General features: G+C 60.0%; 16 protein-coding genes. 1 reads left to right on the forward strand and 15 read right to left on the reverse strand.

Annotation, left to right across the window (positions count from 1 at the left end; all coding sequences use genetic code 11):
• Positions 1-6: 6 nt before the first annotated feature.
• From GE107_RS13130 to ilvB, 14 genes are all read right to left on the reverse strand, one after another.
• The gene (locus GE107_RS13130) at positions 7-1311 is read right to left on the reverse strand and encodes an MFS transporter (protein WP_219640426.1); all 1305 of its coding nucleotides are present in this window, start codon (positions 1309-1311) and stop codon (positions 7-9) included.
• A 30-nt stretch (positions 1312-1341) separates the two neighbouring features.
• Positions 1342-2877, reverse strand: a complete 1536-nt coding sequence (locus tag GE107_RS13135; RefSeq protein ID WP_219640427.1) for a leucyl aminopeptidase — start codon at positions 2875-2877, stop codon at positions 1342-1344.
• Between the two features lie 38 nt (positions 2878-2915).
• On the reverse strand, positions 2916-4301 hold the full coding sequence (locus GE107_RS13140) for an ATP-binding protein (RefSeq protein ID WP_219640428.1): 1386 nt from the start codon (positions 4299-4301) through the stop codon (positions 2916-2918).
• A gap of 187 nt (positions 4302-4488) precedes the next feature.
• Entirely contained in the window at positions 4489-5865 is a 1377-nt protein-coding gene (locus tag GE107_RS13145) for an anti-sigma-I factor RsgI family protein (RefSeq protein WP_219640429.1), read from the reverse strand.
• Between the two features lie 37 nt (positions 5866-5902).
• A complete protein-coding gene (sigI, locus tag GE107_RS13150; RefSeq protein WP_219640430.1) occupies positions 5903-6700 on the reverse strand; it encodes an RNA polymerase sigma-I factor in 798 nt (265 codons plus the stop codon).
• A 167-nt stretch (positions 6701-6867) separates the two neighbouring features.
• Entirely contained in the window at positions 6868-7293 is a 426-nt protein-coding gene (locus tag GE107_RS13155) for a hypothetical protein (protein WP_219640431.1), read from the reverse strand.
• Between the two features lie 210 nt (positions 7294-7503).
• Positions 7504-8052: a peroxiredoxin gene (locus GE107_RS13160; RefSeq protein ID WP_219640432.1), complete on the reverse strand. Its 549-nt coding sequence runs from the start codon at positions 8050-8052 to the stop codon at positions 7504-7506.
• Between the two features lie 229 nt (positions 8053-8281).
• Positions 8282-9361, reverse strand: a complete 1080-nt coding sequence (gene leuB / locus GE107_RS13165) for a 3-isopropylmalate dehydrogenase (protein ID WP_219640433.1) — start codon at positions 9359-9361, stop codon at positions 8282-8284.
• 111 nt (positions 9362-9472) lie between these two features.
• Positions 9473-10255, reverse strand: coding sequence for a phosphatidylinositol-specific phospholipase C/glycerophosphodiester phosphodiesterase family protein (locus GE107_RS13170; protein ID WP_219640434.1), 783 nt, complete (start codon positions 10253-10255; stop codon positions 9473-9475).
• Between the two features lie 244 nt (positions 10256-10499).
• Positions 10500-11696 carry an aminotransferase-like domain-containing protein gene (locus tag GE107_RS13175; protein WP_219640435.1) on the reverse strand — a complete coding sequence of 399 codons (1197 nt, stop codon included), beginning with the start codon at positions 11694-11696 and terminating at the stop codon, positions 10500-10502.
• A gap of 21 nt (positions 11697-11717) precedes the next feature.
• On the reverse strand, positions 11718-13268 hold the full coding sequence (locus tag GE107_RS13180; RefSeq protein ID WP_219640436.1) for a 2-isopropylmalate synthase: 1551 nt from the start codon (positions 13266-13268) through the stop codon (positions 11718-11720).
• Positions 13269-13906: 638 nt separating this feature from the next.
• Positions 13907-14938 carry a ketol-acid reductoisomerase gene (ilvC, locus tag GE107_RS13185; RefSeq protein ID WP_370636418.1) on the reverse strand — a complete coding sequence of 344 codons (1032 nt, stop codon included), beginning with the start codon at positions 14936-14938 and terminating at the stop codon, positions 13907-13909.
• 179 nt (positions 14939-15117) lie between these two features.
• Positions 15118-15600 carry an acetolactate synthase small subunit gene (gene ilvN, locus GE107_RS13190; protein WP_219640438.1) on the reverse strand — a complete coding sequence of 161 codons (483 nt, stop codon included), beginning with the start codon at positions 15598-15600 and terminating at the stop codon, positions 15118-15120.
• A complete protein-coding gene (gene ilvB, locus GE107_RS13195; protein ID WP_219640439.1) occupies positions 15597-17342 on the reverse strand; it encodes a biosynthetic-type acetolactate synthase large subunit in 1746 nt (581 codons plus the stop codon). Before ilvB ends, ilvN begins: the two co-directional genes overlap by 4 nt.
• A gap of 644 nt (positions 17343-17986) precedes the next feature.
• Between ilvB and GE107_RS13200 the strand changes: the two genes are divergently transcribed.
• Complete coding sequence (locus GE107_RS13200; protein ID WP_219640440.1) at positions 17987-18442, forward strand: GNAT family N-acetyltransferase; 456 nt, start codon at positions 17987-17989, stop codon at positions 18440-18442.
• Positions 18443-18678: 236 nt separating this feature from the next.
• Here the strand turns inward: GE107_RS13200 and GE107_RS13205 are convergent, their stop codons facing one another.
• The gene (locus GE107_RS13205) at positions 18679-18942 is read right to left on the reverse strand and encodes a hypothetical protein (RefSeq protein WP_219640441.1); all 264 of its coding nucleotides are present in this window, start codon (positions 18940-18942) and stop codon (positions 18679-18681) included.
• Positions 18943-19090: the final 148 nt, after the last annotated feature.

The raw sequence follows: 19090 nt of genomic DNA on the forward strand, positions 1-19090 counted from the left end.
GGGGGTTCAAGCCCCCAGCCCGAACGGCGGTTTGCGATTGCGGCCGGCGCCGAAGACAAGCGGGCCGACCCCAAGGGCGAATGCCATCAGCACGGCTCCCGTCATCGCGGTAAGCCCGAATCGCTGAAGCCACTCCGGACCTGCGGCAGCCGCCTTGTACATCCAACCGCCCGCCAGAGGACCGAGAAAACCGGCGAAGCCGGTAAGCGCCGAAAAAATCGCCACGTACATGGGCCGCTCCGATTTGGGGGTATCCCCGATCAGAAAATTGAATACGAGAAGGTTGTATCCGCCAAGTCCGACGCCCAGCAGTACATGGACGGCGATCAACACCGGCAGCGCAGGCAGGACGGCCATGCCCAGCCATAAGAAGCACGAGCCCGCGATCAGCGGGAACGTCCACAGGAGCAGCTTCCGGGCGGGATATCGGCCGTTCAGCACGCCCCAATAATAATATCCGACCATCATGACGACGTTCTGAAGCATCGTGATGAGCGTAACCGTGGCGTAATCCAGCTTCAGAACGTTCAGCATCGCATAGGAATACAGCGGCACCGCGATGTTTTGCGCCAGCAGGAACAGGGCAATGAACGCCGTGGCCGACAGGAAAGCTTTATCCGCGAACGGCCGAAGCAGCAAGGAAGCGGAGGAACCGTTTCCCGAAGGCTCGAAGGGCGGATTCGGATACCGCGCCAGCTCCCAGCCGTTCCAGACGATACACGCGGCACTGATGACGTACAGCGCCGCGAATCCTGCGCTGCCCGGCCACCACTCCAAGATCTGCCCGCCGGCCAGCAGCGTGAGACAGACGACCGCAAAGTGGATCGTGTTGCGGATCCCGAAATATTTGCCGCGAACGGCGGGCGGAACGGCATCAGCCATAAGGGAAGTCCAGATGATCCCGCCGATTTGGGCCGACGCAAACGACAGCAGAAACAGCAATATATAGAGCGGAACCCACGCCGCCTGCGGAGACAGCAGCGGAATCAGACCCGTCGCCGCCCATAGGACGCGGTGCAAGACCGCGAACAGCAGAAGGAAGAGCCGTCGATTCCGCATGCGCCGCATCGCGAAGGCGACGAAAATCTGAATGAGCAGCGTAAACGGCGGAATGGCCAGCACGATGCCGATTTGGGCCGACGTGAAACCGAGATACAGCAGGAACGCCGTCTGCAGCGGTCCTCCAAGCAAATTGCCGAGAATGTTAGCCGGAATGCCCTCAAGCAGCATGATCCGCAGCGATTTGCGGTTCGACGATTCGTTCCGTCTCGGCTCCATGACCCGGCGAATGTCGGCGAGCCATTCTTTCATGAGGCAATCCCCCAAGCATTTTCGTGATCGTTATTCCGTGATGTTCGCCTCCGCCCGAAAATGCTCCAGGAGCGTCCGAACCATGACGCCGGTGCCGCCTTTGGGCTCAAGATCCCGGTCCTCCCACATCCAGGCCGTACCGCCGATATCGAGGTGAACCCAGGGCCGGTCTTCGGCGAAAGCGCCGATGAACAGCCCGCCGGCGATCGCGCCGCCCCAGGAGCCGCCATGGTTTTTCAAATCGGCCACGCCGCTTCGGAGCATCTTGCGGTATTCCGGATGGGCAGGCAGCTGCCATACGTATTCGCCCGCGCGCTCCGAAGCGCGCAACACCGCCTCCAGCAGAGGCTGGTCATTCGCAATCGCCCCGGTGGTGACGTCCCCCAGCGCATGCATGACCGCGCCGGTGAGCGTCGCGACGTCGATCAGCTTGCCCGCTCCGGCCCGGATCGCGGCCGTCAACCCGTCCGCCAGCACGATCCGGCCTTCGGCGTCGGTATTGAGCACCTCCACCGTCTTGCCGCTGTAAGTCGTAATCACGTCGCCCGGCTTGAAGGCGCTGCCGGACGGCATGTTCTCCGCGGCCGGCACGACGGCCACGACGTTGACGGGCACCCGCAGCTCGGCAAGTCCCCTCATCACGCCGAACACCGCGGCCGCGCCGCCCATGTCGGAGATGAACTCCTCCATGCCCTGTCCGGGTTTCAGATTGATTCCCCCGGTGTCGAACGTGACCCCTTTGCCGATCAGTCCTGTCCATTCCTGCGAATCAGGCCGCCCCGAATAGCGGAGCATGATCATCCGCGGCGGATTGGCGCTCCCCATGCCAACGGCCAGCAGACCGCCCATCCCCTCGGCCGCCGCTTCCTTCTCGTCGTAAACCCGGCATTCCAGCGGACCGTGCCGCGCCGCCAACGATACGGCTTCCTCCGCGAACCGCTCCGGCGTCAGCAGATTGCTCGGCACGTTGGTGAGCTCCCGGGCGTAACACACCGCGTCGGCAGTCATAACGCCACGCTCGAACCCCCGATCCCATGCGCCGCCATCTTCCCGCCGCTCGAGGACGAAGCGCAAGTCCCACTGCGGCAACGATCGACCTTCAGACGCGAGCGTATTTTTTCGATAGGCGCCGAGCAGCAGCCCTTCCGCGCATGCGGAAGCCGCCGCGTCAACGCCATGTCCGTTTACGATCGAAGCCGGCACCCTCCACTTCAACGAAGCAATGCGAAGATCCGCCGACGATTTGCCGATTCCTCCCGCCGCGATACGGATCTCCTTCAACGTCGGCGCGCACGGAGAACAGCCCGCGAACAACGCGTACCGCTCCGGCACGAGTCCATGGGTCGGCATGACGTGCGTTTCCCCCGCCGTCGCGCCGAAAGCCCCGCGACGGAACAACTCGCGGAGCGATTCGTCCAATATCGGATGCAGCAGACCGGCGTCCCCTTGCAGCGAGTCCGGATCAACCATCGTCACGACGGCCTCGGCCGTCTGCCCGAGAGAATCCCCGAGCTCTTTAGCCGGCGGATTGACCGACCACCGAAGCTGCCATCCTGACCATAACATCTTGCGATCCCACCCAATACCGATTGTTTACCCCGATTCTACTCTCTTCCGTCGGTATAAGGCAAATAAATCATGAATTCGGTGCCTTCGCCCGGCACGCTGTCCACATGGATCGTTCCGCCATGGTTGTTGATGATCCGGTAGCTGACCGACAGGCCGAGACCGGTCCCTTCTTCCTTCGTCGTGAAGAAAGGATCGAACAGCCGGCTGAGCGTCACGCGGTCCATGCCTTTGCCGTTGTCCCGGATCGTGATCAGCGCGAATTTGCCTTCCCTGCGGACCGAGACGTCGATTCGGCCTTTGCGCCCGTCCCCGACCTCGTGAATCGCGTCCATCGCGTTCTTCATGATATTCAGAAGAACCTGTTTGATCTGCTTGACGTCGATCGCGACCGTCAAATACGGATCGAATATTTCGCAATGGAGCTCGCATCCCTTCATGTGGGCTTCGCTCTCCGAGAGGAGAATCATCTCCTTGAGCAGCAAGCCGACCAGAACGGTCTGTTTCATGGGCGCGGACGGCTTGGACGAATTGAGAAACTCGTAAATGATGTCGTTCGCGCGGTCGATTTCCGACAGGATGATCCTCGCGTATTCCTGTTTTCCGATCTCCTTGAGGAACGGGGTCAGGAGCTGGATGAATCCCCGGATCGAAGTAAGAGGGTTCCGGATTTCGTGGGCGATCGCGGCGGCAATTTTGCCCAGCATGGCCAATTTGTCGTTCTGGAACGCCGCCTGCTCGATCTGCTTGTATTCCGAGACGTCCTTCACGCTGACCAGGAAATCGCCGTCCAATTCCTCCGTCTGGGAAATCCCTACGAGCAGAATGCGGCCGGAAGGGTCCTTGAATTCTCCGTGAAACCGGCGGTATTGATTCATCTCGCGCAGCATTTGGAGAATGAATTTCCGAATGGAGCGGTCCACTTTCGGATGAAACAGAAGCTGGCGCAGCGTGCAGCCGATGAGCGATCGCCGGGGCGCCCGGAAAAAACGCGACATCTGGACGTTCAGAAACCGCAGATTGCCCGCTTCGTCGAACAAGGCGACCCCGCTGTCCATGTGCTGGAGAACGGTTTCAAATTTGCCCGGCGCCGAGTCCTCCACGATCGGAGCGGCGTGCAGCGCGGCGGAAATGACCGGATCGCGATGCGGCGTTTCGTCGGCTGCGGCTTGTTCGGGCACGCGGAGCGAGATCAGGAGTTCGGTTAAAAACAAAAGAGACCGATGCACAAGGGTCATTCGGTCATCCGGATCGGCAAAAGAAAAAAGAAAACGGACGCTTTCCTCGTGGTGTTTGAGAAGTTCATCCTTGTTGGTCCCGTACAGTTCTTTACGCAGGTCTTCCAGATCCTTGCGCAGATCCGCTCCGCCCGATCGGACGAATTCGGCAAGTACGGGAAAATATCGGGTTTTCCAAGCTTCCATGAAGCCAGTTCCTCCTTATCGCAAAGAGGCGCGTTCATGATGCCGAAAATTAAGTTCATCATATTAATGATTCGGCAAAGTGTCAACGGGAGAAGTTGTCGAAGCATTGTCGTCAAATGGCGAAAAACCCGCCATCCGCACCGTTCATCACGGGCGTCGCCGGGTTCGTCAAGCTCTTGGTTCCGCGCTATTTATCGTTTTCCCCGCCGCTCTTCCCTCGGTTCGGGTCACGCTCGCCCCGTTCCTGCTCCTTTTTCCCATCCTCATGCTTATCCTCGTTATTGTTGCTTTTGTTGCCCTTGCCTGGCCCCTTGTCCTGATTGTTGGATTGGTTCTTGCCCGGAGCTTCGCCGCCCGGATCTCGGTTTCGATCCGGGCCTTTGCCATGATCTGCGCCCCGGCCGTTCGCTCCCCCCGGCCCGCGGCCGCTGTCGACTTGTTCGTCCGCATCGTCGCCGGATTTCTTGTTCCCGTTCGCGGGACGGTCTTTGTTCTTGCCGCCGTTATCATCCCCGGATAACCCCTGGTTCCCTTTGGCGTCTTCGCCTTGGGTTTTTCCGATCCCATTGGCATTTCCGTTGCCATTGGCATTTCCGTTGCCGTTGGCATTTTCTTTTCCTTTCCCGTTTCCGTTCGCCTTCCCGTTTCCGCCGGCGCCAGCGCCTCCGTTATCTTTGCCGCCTGCGCTTTTACCGCCGTTTGCGTTCCCGTCTTTCTTCTTGCTCTTGGCTTGGTCGAGCAAAGCCTTCCACGTATCCTTGTCGTTCTTGTCGACATGGCTCTCTTGCAGCACCCGTTCGAGCCCGCCCCACGACGAAGCGACGCGATGAACCGACTCATCCTGAAGCTCTTCCACATCCACTTCGTGTCCGCCGTTCTCGGCGGCAAGCCAGAACGCCATCTTGCCGGAAGAAATTCCGTTCCGCTCCGCTTCCTCCCTCACTTCCACCGGCAGAAACACCGTCTCGATCGTGAGGTTCGAAGCCGTCCCGGCAGACGAAGCCGCGGCCGCACCCGCTTCCTCCAACACGCGTTTGATTTTCCCGGTAACCTCGGTCTCCCATTGCTCGTCCACCGTCCGGATCCGCACGCTGGCAATGACGATTTCTCCTCCGTCCGGACGCAAGACGCGCGCCTCGGTCAGCTTCTGCGCCAGATTCCGCATTACCGCCTCCACCGGCTGGCCCCGATAGGAAACGCCCTCGACCAGGTTCACCGCGTCCGGATTGACCGCCCGGAGCTCCCGGACACGTTCCTTGGCGTCAAGCCCCAGTTCGACGCTCGGATTGACGTCCATGGAGACGTAAGCCACGACCGGCGGCGTCCGGAACGACAAGGTTGCCACGACCAGGAGCATGAGAACCGCGGCGAAAGCTCCGGTCGAAATCCAACGCCGTCTTCGCGTTGCGGCGTTCGCGCGGCCGGAGACCAAGTCCGCCGCCGTCCAACTTATCTCTTCGCCGACGGCAATGCCGGGGCTTGCCTTCACCCGAACGAACTGTCCGTCCGGCGTGAGCAGGACGGCCGTGCCGCCCGCGATCTCCATCACCGTTCCGCGTTTCATGGCCGATCCTCCTCCTCTAATAGGGAATTTGACGGAGTCAAACTCTCTCCTTTCCGCCGGGTTCCGGGTTGATGTAATCTTGCAGACATGGATAAGGCCCTCCGGCGATCAACGATACCGCGATCAAATATTTGCGATGCCGTTCCACCGTCTTGCGGGAAACGGACTCCGAAATGCACAATTCTTTGACGGGAAGCTGGCGTTTGTCCAGCAGGGCCTGGTAAAGCGCCGGGTTGCCCGCCAGCCGCTTGCCGATCCCGAGCAGCGTCAGCCGGGAATCCCGGTGCCTCGGCGAGCCTTCCGCAAGGTCCGCGAAGCGTATGCCAAACTGAGCGAGCTGCTCCGAGAGCATCGCGATTTCCGCCTTCCTCCGTTCGGCCGCCAAGTCCCGTTCGTAAATTTCCAGCGCTGCGGCGCTTTCGATCCGGCTCAGCACGCCCTCGCCGTCATCGTCCGGATCCGCAAGCGAGCTGTACGGCACGCTCGCGGAATGGCGCTGCTCCTGCCTGACGTGATCGATCAGCCGGCGGGTGATGACGGTTTCCGCGAAGCCGATAAACCGTCCCCCCGCTTCCGGCGAAAATCGATTGATCGCCTCGTCGAAAGCCGCCAGGGCAACGCTGAACTCGTCGTCCCGATCCGGATCGATGAACCGCCGGCAGAAACGGCTGGCCGTCTTGGCGATAAATGGCCTGTATTGGATGATGAGCGCTTCCCTTAAGTTTTCATCGCCTTCTTGGATGGCCGCCACCCGAAGCTCCGTCGTCTCTCCGTCGTCTTGGGAAGAGGAAGCCTGCGCGTGCGTGAACCATCTTTTCCAAAGTACGAGCAGCACTTGCTCACCCCGCAATCATAAGATTCGTGACCGTTATTTAATTTGAGGGGGGATAACGGGGGGTCCCAAAATAAATAAACGCCCTCGAAGCGGATTTGTTCCGCTTCGGGGGCAGCGAATCCAATGGACGCTTGCGAAGGTCAACGAACGCGGTTGCCGGATACGGTTCAGATCGTTCCGCCCGACGTCCGCTTCAGCTTCAGCTTATGCTTGCGCTGGCTGAGCACGCCCAGCCGGCGTTTCAATTGCTGTTCCCATTCGGTGTCTCCCAGCTGCTTGGCGAACGAGAGCAAATCGAGAGCCATGTCGATCTGGTTCTGCACGATCTGCATCGGCTCTTCGTTCTCGTTGTTCACGCAATTCTCGTGGAGGGCTTTGTCCGACTCGTCCACGTAGTCGTGGAAATCGACTTCGGAAGCCCCGTCGCCATGCGCATACTCGGCCAGAATGTCATACTCGTTTTCCACCATATAGTGCACTTCCACCCTGTGGCAGACGGGGCAGAACAGGATAGGCACGTTATGGATCCTGGTCCGGTAATGCTTCAAGGTTCCCTTCGTTCCGATCATGCTGGCTCCGCAGCAAAAGCTCATCGGCTTTCCCTCCTTGCCCCAAGCATCGGGAGATCATCCCTTCGCGAACGTTAATCGAATGTTGTTTCACTATATTCTCTACCCGTACCGCCGATTCCTGCCAACGTCCGGAGATGGAAAAAAGTTAGCGCTTTGGAACCAAGCGCCGATCCGGAAACAACAGCTCCCCGGAAGCGGGTTCCGGGGAGCTCGTCTGGAGATCCAGGGTGCTTATTTCGCGACGAGGTGCTTGTCGCCCGGTTTCCAGTTCATCGGGCACAGCCCGCCGGATTGGAGCGCCTGCAGGACGCGGAGCGTTTCCTCCACGCTGCGGCCCACGTCGTTATGGTTGACGACTTGGTATTTCAATTCGCCGTCCGGATCGATGATGAACAGGCCGCGGAGCGCGATGCCTTCTTCTTCGATCAGCACGCCGTAGTCGCGAGCGACTTGCTTCGTGATGTCCGCGGCAAGCGGGAAGTTCAGCTTGCCGAGACCGTTGTCGTTCTTCGGCGTATTGATCCAAGCGCGGTGGCTGTGCTTGCTGTCCACGCTGACGCCGAGAACTTCGGTGTTCAGCTTCTTGAATTCTTCCGCCGCATCGGAAAGAGCGGTGATCTCCGTCGGACATACGAACGTGAAGTCCAGCGGGTAGAAGAAGAATACCAGCCATTTGCCTTTATAATCGGACAGCTGGGCCGTGCCGAATCCCGTGCCGTCGCCGAGCGCCGTCTCCATGCTGAAGTTCGGTGCCGGACGCCCTACCAAACGTTCTGCCATCTCTCCATTACCTCCATTGTCATCCCGGTACTTGTGCCGGTATCTTTGTTCGCGATTCAGCAAATGCACGGTTTGTCGTACTTTCCTGAATCACCTTCGATATAAACGTATCCGCTTCCTATGGGAGGGCGAAAGCCGTTTATTCTTGACGAAAGAAATGGTACCATTCCGGATGGACAACGTCAAGATAGTAGCGATTCTTTTTTTAGAATCATTCTTATATATCAGCTTACCGCGCCATCGAAGCGACGATCAGATCGCCCATGGCCTTCGTGCCGATTGCTTTGCTTCTGTCGACGGCGATATCGCCGGTGCGATGTCCTGCGTCAAGGACGTTCTTGACCGCGCGTTCGATCGCGTCCGCCGCTTCCGCGTAGCCGAAAGTCAGGCGGAACATGAGCGCCACCGACAGGATGGTCGCGATCGGGTTGGCGATGCCTTGGCCCGCGATATCCGGTGCCGAGCCGTGCACGGGTTCGTACAGCCCGAAGCTTCCTTCTCCGAGGGAAGCGGAGGATAGCATGCCGATCGATCCCGTGAGCATCGCGGCTTCGTCGCTCAGAATATCCCCGAACATGTTCTCGGTCACGATGACGTCAAAGCTGGAAGGCCGCCGAAGCAGCTGCATCGCGCAATTGTCGACGAGCACGTGCTCCACTTCCACGTCCGGATACTCCGGCGCGATGCGGTTCACCGTCTCCCGCCACAAGCGCGAGGTTTCCAATACATTGGCCTTGTCCACGGACGCCAGCTTCTTGCGGCGGGTGCGCGCGACTTCGAACGCCTGCCGGACGATCCGCTCCACTTCCGCGACGTTGTAGACGCAAGTGTCCACCGCTTCCTGGCCGTGCTCCGTCTCCCGGCGGAACTTCTCCCCGAAATAGATGCCGCCCGTCAGCTCGCGCACGACGATGAGGTCGGTTCCCTCAAGCACTTCCGGCTTCAGCGTGGAAGCGTCCTTCAGGCAGTCGAAGACGACGGCCGGACGGATATTGGAGAACAGGCCAAGCGCTTTGCGAATACCGAGCAGTCCCGTTTCCGGACGGAGTTCCTTCGGGTTGTTGTCCCATTTGGGACCGCCCACGGCGCCGAGAAGCACGGCGTCCGCGTTTTTGCACATTTCCAGCGTGTCCTGCGGCAGCGGCGTCCCCCGCTCGTCGATGGCGATGCCTCCGAACAAGCCGTGCGACAATTCGAATTTGTATCCGAACAGCTCCTCCGTGCGCTTCAATACTTTTTCCGCTTCCGCCACGACTTCCGGGCCGATCCCGTCGCCCGCGATGACGGCGATTTTTTTCGTCTCTGCCATGAAATGGATACACTCCTCTAAGGTTTGTCCGATTGGACCACTATGTCAGTTTTAGCACATTTCCCGCTCAGCGGCAAAATAGATAAAAGCTATGAAATTAATAGGCAGGGGCTATTGACGGACGGAAGACCCCGGGGCGAGCGTGTCCGTGTAAATCCCGTCCACCCCCAGACGGCGATAGGTTTCGTAAATCCGGGGATCGTTCACCGAATGCACGTAGATTTTGACTCCCAACTTCTTCAGCTCCGACACGAAACGGCGCGTGACCCGGTATTCCGGCATCGTCACCGCTCTGATTTTCGGCGCTCGCTTCAAGAAGAGAACGACTTCCCCGTCCGAATCCGGCGAATCGTACAGCGTGTAAATGTAGGACGGAAACGGGAAGATCCGCTCCAACTGTCCGTACATGCTTCTGCGGTAAATCTGCGGCACAATCCGCCCTCGCACGTCCGGACGAGGGGACGCCTCTAGCGACGCCGCGATCCTGCGGAACGAACGCTCGATCCCCCTCCGGGACCGTTCCTTCGTATCGGTCACGAAATAGACGTCCGGATAAAGCTCGGCCAGCTGCACGATATCGCTCCACTCAAGGGGGTGGTATTTTTTTCTGACGGGCATGGACATGAACTCGCGCAGCGATACCGGGTTCCGAAGCGCCCCCCAATCGTGCAGCGCGACGGGATACCCGTCGGAAGTCAGCCGGAGATCCACCTCGAACACCCGGAACCCTCTGCCGTAATTGATGACGAAAGCCTCCCGCGAGTTCGTGAGTCTCGTGCCTCCGATCCCGCCCATCGCATGCGCCACCATTCGATGCTCCGTCCATTCGGCGGGAACCGGCAGGGGCGCCGCATGCTGAACCAGCAAGCACCACATGAGCAGGACAACGGACATGGCTTCCACCTCCGCGCATTGGGTGTTCCTATACTTTGCCCGAGAGGTCCGAAAAGTAAAAAACGCCCTCCCGCTAGAGAAGGCGTTTCCTGAAGTCGATTAAGGGGATGAACTCGGGAGGCGGCAGAGGAGGCACCGCCGTCCAACGTCCCTTGAGTCCTTCGGCGAGATCGGCGTACCCGATAAAATCGGTGTACACGCCGAAAAAGCCCGCTTTCTCTTCCGTATTCCGCAGATTTAGAAGTCAGCGGACCAACACGCTATCCATCGCCTGCGACAACCGGGACATGCCCTTGATTGTGTTTTCCGTATCGTTGTGCGTGAAATTCAGGCGCATCGTGTTCGCTTTCGGGTTTTCCGCGAAGAACGTGCCTCCCGGCACGAACGCGACGCCGAGAGATACGGCGGTTTTGAGCAGCTCGGCCGCATCGATCCTCTCCGGCAGCTCCAGCCAGAAGAACATGCCGCCTTTGGGTTCTTGCCAGGCGACGCCAGGCCATTTCTGCTCCTGGAGCAGCCCCAGCATCTGGCGCATGCGGACTTCGTATTCCTTGCGCACGAAAGAGATATGGCCGTCCAGGTCGAAATGTTCCATCAGCTGGTAAAGCGTTTGCTGGTCGAGCGAGCTGGAATGCAAATCGGCCGCCTGCTTCGCGCGGGCCATATTGCGGATCAGGTCCGGATCGCCCATGACCCATCCGGTCCGAAGGGCAGGCGCCACCGTTTTCGAGAAGGTGCTCGTGTACACGACGCTTGAGCTCGCGGGGTGCCGGTCCAGCGAGAAAAGGGACGGGTACGTCACGGATTCGTCGCCGAATTTCAGCTCTCCGTACGGATCGTCTTCGAGGATTAGTACGTCATGCTGACGGCACAGGTCCAGCACGCCTTGGCGGCGTTCGAGGCTCCAGGCTTTCCCGGTCGGGTTGGAGAACGTGGGGATGACATACGCCATTTTGGGACGGTGCTGCTTCAGTTTGGCGGCCAGATCCGCCAGGTCCATTCCGTCCTCATCCCCGTTTACGGATACCAGCTTGGCTCCATAGAAATTGAATACTTGAATGGCGGACAGATAGGTGGGCCTTTCGACCAGGATGACGTCGCCCGGATCGATGTAGATGCGGACGAGCAGGTCGATCGCTTGCTGCGATCCCGTCGTCAGAAGCATGTCGTCCGGCGTCACGGTGATCCCTTTGGCGGCCATCCGGCGGCAGATGCTCTCCCGGAGCGGAAGATAGCCTTCCGTCAGCCCGTACTGCAGCGCTTTGTTGCCTTCCTCGAGTACCCTCCGGAACGCCTCGCCGACGGCCGCCACCGGAAAATGCTCCTCGGCGGGCAAGCCGCCCGCGAACGAAATGACAGATTGCCGCTGGGTGAGCTTCAAGATCTCACGGACCGCCGAAGAGGAGAACCTCCCTAGCCGGTCGGAATAACGATAATTCATCGGGATTCCCCATTTCCTCTGTTAGATCAGCGTGACGTTGTCGCGTCGGCTGCGGGCCGGCGCTTGGCGCTTGTCGAGAAGGCGGTTGAGGGCGTCCACGTAAGCGCGGGCGCTCGCTTCCAGAATGTCGGTGCTGACGCCGCGTCCGTGCGCCGACAGGTCGCCCTGCTTCAGGAGCACGTGCACCTCGCCCAGCGCGTCCGTCCCGTCGGTGACGGATTTAATCGCGTAGTCGTCCAGCTCCACGGCTTCCCCCGTGAGCGAGTCGATCGCCTGGTAAATCGCGTCGACGGAGCCGTTGCCTTCCGATTGGCGTTCCACGATGCCTTGGGCCGTGCGGATGCGAACTTTCGCGGTCGGTACGGCGTGGCTGTCGAACGAGACCACGAGCTGCTCCAGCGCGAACACTTCCGGCGTCAGGGCCAGCTTCTCTTCGAGCAGCGCGCGGATATCTTCGTCGCTGACCGTCTTCTTGCGGTCGGCCAAATCCTTGAACTTGCCGAAAGCGGCGTTCACTTGCTCCTCGGTCAGGTCTTCGTAGCCGAGATCGATCAGCTTCTCGCGGAAGGCGTGACGGCCGGAGTGCTTGCCCATGACGAGCTTGCTTTCTTTGAGTCCGATCGTCTCCGGGGAGATGATCTCGTACGTCGTTTTCTCCTTAAGCATCCCGTCCTGATGGATACCGGATTCGTGAGCGAACGCGTTGGCGCCGACGATCGCTTTGTTGCCCGGCACGACCATGCCCGTCAGCTTGCTGACCAGGCGGCTCGTCTTGGCGATTTCCTTGAGGTTCAGCGAAGTCTTGGCTCCGTAGAAAGCGGCGCGGGTTTCCAGCGCCAGGGCGACTTCCTCCAGCGCGGTGTTGCCGGCTCGCTCGCCGATGCCGTTGATCGTGCCTTCTACTTGGTCGGCGCCGTTCTCGACCGCCGCAAGCGCGTTAGCCGTGGCCATGCCGAGGTCGTCATGGCAATGCGCCGACAGCTGGATGCGCTCGATACCCGGCACTTTCTCCTTCAACGTTTTGAATATGTTGCCGAACTCGGAAGGCGTCATGTAGCCGACCGTATCCGGGATATTGACGACGGTCGCGCCCGCGCGGATGGCCATTTCCGTGACCTGGCAGAGAAAGTCCAGCTCGGTGCGGCCCGCGTCTTCCGGCGAAAATTCGATTTTGTCGAAAAATTGCTTGGCATAGCGGATCGCTTTCTCCGCCGCCTCCAGTACCTGCTCCTTCTCCATCCGCAGCTTATGCTTGCGGTGGATCGGCGACGTGGCCAGGAACAGGTGGATGCAAGGATCCTGCGCGCCTTTCAGCGCCTCCCGGACCGCGTCGATATCCGGCTCGCGGGAACGGGACAAGCCGACGACCGTCGCGTTCTTGACGGCGCGGGCCACCGCGTTTACCGCGGCAAGATCGCCCGGGGACGCGGCGGGAAATCCGGCTTCGATCCGGTCGACGCCGAGCTTCTCCAGCTGCAGCGCGATTTCCACTTTCTCCTGGGTATTCAGATTGACGCCCGGGGACTGCTCCCCGTCGCGCAGCGTCGTGTCGAAAATATAGATTTTACGCATGGCAGGGTATTCCCGCACCTCCAGAAAAACGCGTTAGACCGCTCGTGATGGCCTTCATTAGGATTATAGCACAAAATGCTTGGAATTCCGGGATCTCGACAACGTTAAGCTTGTCCGGCATGTTTAAGCTTCGTCAGCCGTCGACGCTGACCAACCGGGTTAAGCCTGTCAGGCAGGCTTGGATCCCGACACCAGCCTCGGATCAACCGAGATAAGCCTGTCAGGCACGCTTAAACTCCGTCACCAGACGCGGACCAACCGCGATATGCCTGTCTGGCACGCTTAAATCCCGTCACCTGACGCGGACCAACCGCGATAAGCCTGTCTGGCACGCTTAAACTCCGTCACCCGACGCGGACCAACCGCGATAAGCCTGTCTGGCAGGCTTAAATCCCGTCACCTGACGCGGACCAACCGCGATAAGCCTGTCTGGCACGCTTAGACTCCGTCACCCGACGCGGACTAACCGCGATAAGCCTGTCTGGCACGCTTAAATCCCGTCACCAGCCTCGGATCAACCGAGATAAGCCTGTCTGGCACGCTTAAACTCCGTCACCCGACGCGGACCGGGATCCCGCACCTTGTTGGTACAGGAAACCCCGGCGGGATGCCGGGGTCCGAGGTCTATTTGACTATGCTTATTTCTTGATCCAGTGCATCATGCCGCGAAGCTGCGCTCCGACTTTCTCGATCGGATGCTCGGCTTCGTTGCGGCGGGTCGCCGTCAGGAAGGCGCGTCCGGATTGGTTCTCCAGGATGAAATCGCGAGCGAACTTGCCTTGCTGGATGTCGCTCAGGACGGCTTTCATCGCTTTCTTCGTTTCCTCGGTCACGATGCGAGGGCCGGTGACGTAGTCGCCGTATTCCGCGGTGTTGGAGATGGAGTCGCGCATGGAGGCGAGACCGCCTTCGTACATCAGGTCAACGATCAGCTTCAGTTCGTGCAAGCACTCGAAGTAAGCCATCTCAGGCGCGTATCCGGCTTCGACCAGCGTCTCGAATCCGGCTTTGACCAGGGCGCTCGCGCCGCCGCAAAGCACGGCTTGCTCGCCGAACAGGTCGGTTTCGGTTTCTTCCTTGAACGTCGTCTCGATGACGCCCGCGCGGGTGCAGCCGATGCCTTTGGCATAAGCCATGCCGATTTCGAACGCTTTGCCCGTGCCGTTCTGGTGGATGGCGATCAGTCCGGGAACGCCGAAGCCTTCTACGAACGTGCGGCGAACCATGTGACCCGGCGACTTCGGAGCGACGAGCAGAACGTCCGCGTCCGCTGGAGCGACGATTTGGCCGAAGTGGACGTTGAAACCGTGGGAGAACATAAGGGCCGCGCCTTTTTTGAGGTTCGGCTCGATTTCGTTTCTGTATACGGCGGCTTGCGTCTCGTCCGGCATCAGGATTTGCACGACGTCGGCTTTGCGGGTCGCGTCCGCGACGGACAGCACTTCGAAGCCGTCATTGCGCGCTTTGTCGGCGGATTTGCCGGGGCGCAGGCCGATGACGACGGAGATTCCGCTGTCGCGAAGATTCTGGGCTTGGGCGTGGCCTTGGCTGCCATACCCGATGACGGCGATCGTTTTGCCTTTCAGTACGCCGAGATCGGCGTCTTTCTCGTGAAACAGATTGACTGCCATGAAAGTGTGTACCTCCTTAAAATGGTCATGCTCATATATGGCGACCCTCGAAGCGGGCGTTCCAAGAGCGGACAAGCATCGGGGGCCGGGATTTCGCGGCGGGAATACCGGTGGAAGCCGCGTAATTCCGGGTGAGCTCGTCCGCTCTCCGGACCCCCGCTCCGACAGTTGCTGGTGCGGGAAAAGGTTAATGCGCCAAAGCGCCAAACGACGAAAAATTAACGGCTGCCCCGGGCCATGGCGGTAACGCCCGTCCGCGACAGCTCGCGGATCCCGTAAGGCTTGAGCAGCTCGACCATCGCGTCGATTTTCTCCGTGTCGCCGACCACTTGTACGATCAGCGTAGACGGACCGATATCGACGACGGCCGCGCGGAACGTTTCCACGATTCCGAGAATTTCGGGGCGGGCGGCCGGCTCGGCGCTGACTTTGATCAGGCCGAGCTCCCGCGCCACCATCGGATTGGAACTGACGTCCACGACCTTAATGACGTCGATCAGTTTGTACAGCTGCTTCTGGATTTGCTCGAGCGTCCGGTCGTCGCCGGTCGTGACGATGACCATCCGGGACAGCCCGGGCTCTTCCGAGGAACCCACCGTGATGCTCTCGATGTTGAACCCCCGCCGGCCGAACAGGCCGGACACGCGCTGCATCACCCCGGGCTGGTCGTTGACGAGAATGGAGATCGTATGTTTGCTCATTCGGAATCCCCCATGATCATTTGGTCGATCGTGCTTCCCTGGGTGACCATCGGATACACGTTCTCATCCCGGCGGACGACGAACTCCACCACGGCCGGACCCGGATGGCGAAGCGCCTCCTCCCATGCCTGGCGCGCTTCTTCCTTGTTCGAGGCACGGAACCCTCTGACGCCGTAGGCTTCCGCCAGCTTGACGAAGTCCGGGCTGCCGGCCAGGTCGATATGGCTGAAACGGTTCTCGTGGATCAGCTCCTGCCATTGCCGGACCATGCCGAGCACTTGGTTGTTCAGGATCGCGACCTTGACCGGAATGTTGTTGATGGCGCAAATCGCCAGCTCCTGCGCGCACATCTGCATGCCGCCGTCTCCGTTGATGGACACGACCGTCCGTCCCGGATTGCCCATTTGGGCGCCGATCGCGGAAGGGAAACCGAAGCCCATCGTGCCGAGTCCCCCCGAGGTGACCCAAGAGCGGGGCCGTTTGAACGGGTAGTACTGCGCCGCCCACATCTGATGTTGTCCGACGTCCGTCGTGACGATGGCGTCTCCGTTCGTCGTCTCATGGATCATCTGCACGACCCATTGGGGCTTCAGTTCCGCCTCGGAGTCGATGTACTTGAACGGCTTGGAAGCTTTCCAATCGCGGAGCAGCGAGCGCCAATCGTCCGCTTTGTCCGCGCGTTTGGCCAGCGTGTTGGCGATGCCGAGCACCGCTTTGACGTCGCCGACGATCGGGATTTCGGTGGTCACGTTTTTGCCGATTTCGGCCGGGTCGATGTCGATGTGGACGACCTTCGCTTTCGGCGCGAAGCCGGACAGCTTGCCCGTCACGCGGTCGTCGAACCGGGCTCCGATATTGATCAGCAAGTCCGCGTTCTGGATCGCGTTGTTCGCGGTGTACGTTCCGTGCATGCCCGGCATGCCGATGTGAAGGTCATGCCCGCTCGGGAACGCCCCCAGGCCCAGCAGCGTCGTCGTGATCGGAATTTCCGTCTTCGTGACGAATTCGAACAGTTCCTCGTGCGCGCCCGAATAGATGGCGCCCCCGCCGACCAGCAGCAGCGGGCGCTCCGCCTGCTCGATGGCCCGGATCATTTTGTCGACCTGGCCCCGGTTCGGCTGCACGGTCGGATGGTATCCGCGCAGATTCACTTCCTTCACCGGCTGGAACAGCGCTTTCTGCGCCGATACGTCCTTCGGAATATCGATGAGGACCGGGCCCTTCCGGCCCGTGTTCGCGATATGGAAGGCCTCGTGGATGATGCGCGGCAGGTCGGCCGCGTCACGGACCAGATAGCTGTGTTTCGTGATCGGCATCGTAATGCCGACGATATCGGCTTCCTGGAACGCATCCGTGCCGATCAGATGGGTGGCGACGTTGCCGGTGATGACGACGAGCGGTACCGAGTCCATATAAGCCGTCGCGATGCCGGTCACGACGTTCGTCGCGCCCGGGCCGGAGGTGGCGATGCACACCCCGACTTTGCCGGTCGAACGGGCATATCCGTCCGCCGCGTGAATGGCTCCTTGCTCATGACGGGTCAGCAAGTGGTTGAAATCCGTAAAGCCGTACATGGCGTCGTAGATGTAGAGAACCGCGCCCCCCGGATACCCGAAGACGCAATCCACACCCTCCAACAACAGACTGCGGAGCAGCATCTCGGAGCCGGAAATGACTTCGGGTTTGCTCCATTTCTCGATCAATTCCTCTTTGGATTTCAGCGTGGCACTTTGCGCGCTCATCCGTCATCCTCCTTTCGATGATCCGTTATGTGAATCGTGTAAATAAAAAGCCTTCCGTCCCGAACGCCAAGTCTGACGTTCTGGGACGAAAGGCTGCTGCTTCCGCGGTACCACCCGAGTTTGCCGCTCACCTCGCGATGGCGGCCTCTGAAGGTACGGGTCCGCATCTCGCGGTCCATACGCACCTTCGGCGCGGATAACGTGCGCCACTCCGATTCGCCCTACTGCCCGCGGCTGCGGCGGTTCAGGCGAACAGCTCCGAGGAGACGTTGCGGCAAGGGATTTTGGCATCGGTCTCAGCAATCCCGACGCTCTCTGAGCAAAAGAGCCCTTCGCTTTATCCTCATCACGGCTGTTAACTTGTTCAATCGATTAGGTTTCATTATATGCTTCGCGGACGCATCCGTCAATATGCTGCGGCAAGTAAAAACGACTTCGCGTCCTGGCGCATGGTTTCGACGTGCGTTTCCACCGGTAACGCTGCAGGAAATAGAATGTCGTTTTCGTCCGGATCGCTCATTAAGGGATGGCGGATATCGCCAATCCCGTGTGATCGAGAAATTGGGGGACCCGACACCCCCGGTCCCTCATACGATGGTAAAAGGACACGTCCGGCCTGAATGACCGCATGGAGGCGATGCCGATTGATTCGCTTACGACAACCGGGGGACGAGGAAGCGATCGTGGACTTGGTGCGGACGGAGCTGGTGCCGCTATCCCCCCGGCCCGGCATGCATGGCAGCCGGCTGCGCAAGGAGATCGACGCTCGCTTGCGGCGGGGCGTTACGCTCGTGGCGTCCAGGACGCCGAGAAGCGAGCCGTTCGCTTTCCTGCACATGGAAATCCGGCAGCGCACGCTGTTCGTCGACTTGCTCGCCGTCAGCGCCTCCGCGCAAAACCGGCGCTGGGGAAGCATGCTTATGGCCGCTGCGGAGCAATACGGCGCCTCTCGAGGCTGCACGGAGGCGAGACTGTTCGTGGACGACACGAACGAGCGGGGACTGCGCTTCTATGCGAAGCTCGGTTACTCCGCCGTCCGCCATATTTCGGGGGCCTATTGCTACGAGCTGGTGAAGCCGCTGGCGGCAAGGTGGTCCTGAGTCGGACCCGGGCAGCGCCTTCTTATCCCCACGCCTCAGAAAGCCCGGATTTCGATTGCACCGGCCTCCCCTCTCGAACAGCAGCCACGCGAGTAAAACGGCTACGCCGTCCCGTACGGAAGGATAGACGTTTTATCGGAGGTGATTCAGAAAAGGATGACGGATAATACTTTCTGGCGTGTAATCACCAAAGAAAAAGCCGGCATTCGCCGGCCTCGTACATATTGAAGTGCGGTTTACCACCAAAAACCAGGAAAGCCGAAGCCGCCGAAGCCGCCGAAGCCGAAACCGGCAAACGGCAACGTGCCGATCGCCAACAAATCAAACAAAGCAAGCGGAAGGATTGCATTGGTATGCGCTTTTCCGTCCGTCGGTGCAAGATACAGCTCGTTGCCGCTGACCCTGACCAATTTGCCCTTCACGACCGACCCGTCACGCCGTACCGCATAGATTTCTTTCCCGACAAGCTCCTTCACTTGGGAGCGAGAGACGTGGGACATGCTTTACCCCTCCTTTACCGGTTGTCCTATAAGATATGGCCGGAAAGGCAGAGTGGATTGTATGATTGTCCGGCGCTTCGCAAAAGAGGGCCATCCGCCGAATCCCAATTGTGCCTTCTTCGGCGCGAGCCTGTCCAAAAAAAGAATA

Source organism: Cohnella sp. CFH 77786, from assembly GCF_019400745.1.
Classification (GTDB): Bacteria; Bacillota; Bacilli; order Paenibacillales; family Paenibacillaceae; genus Cohnella.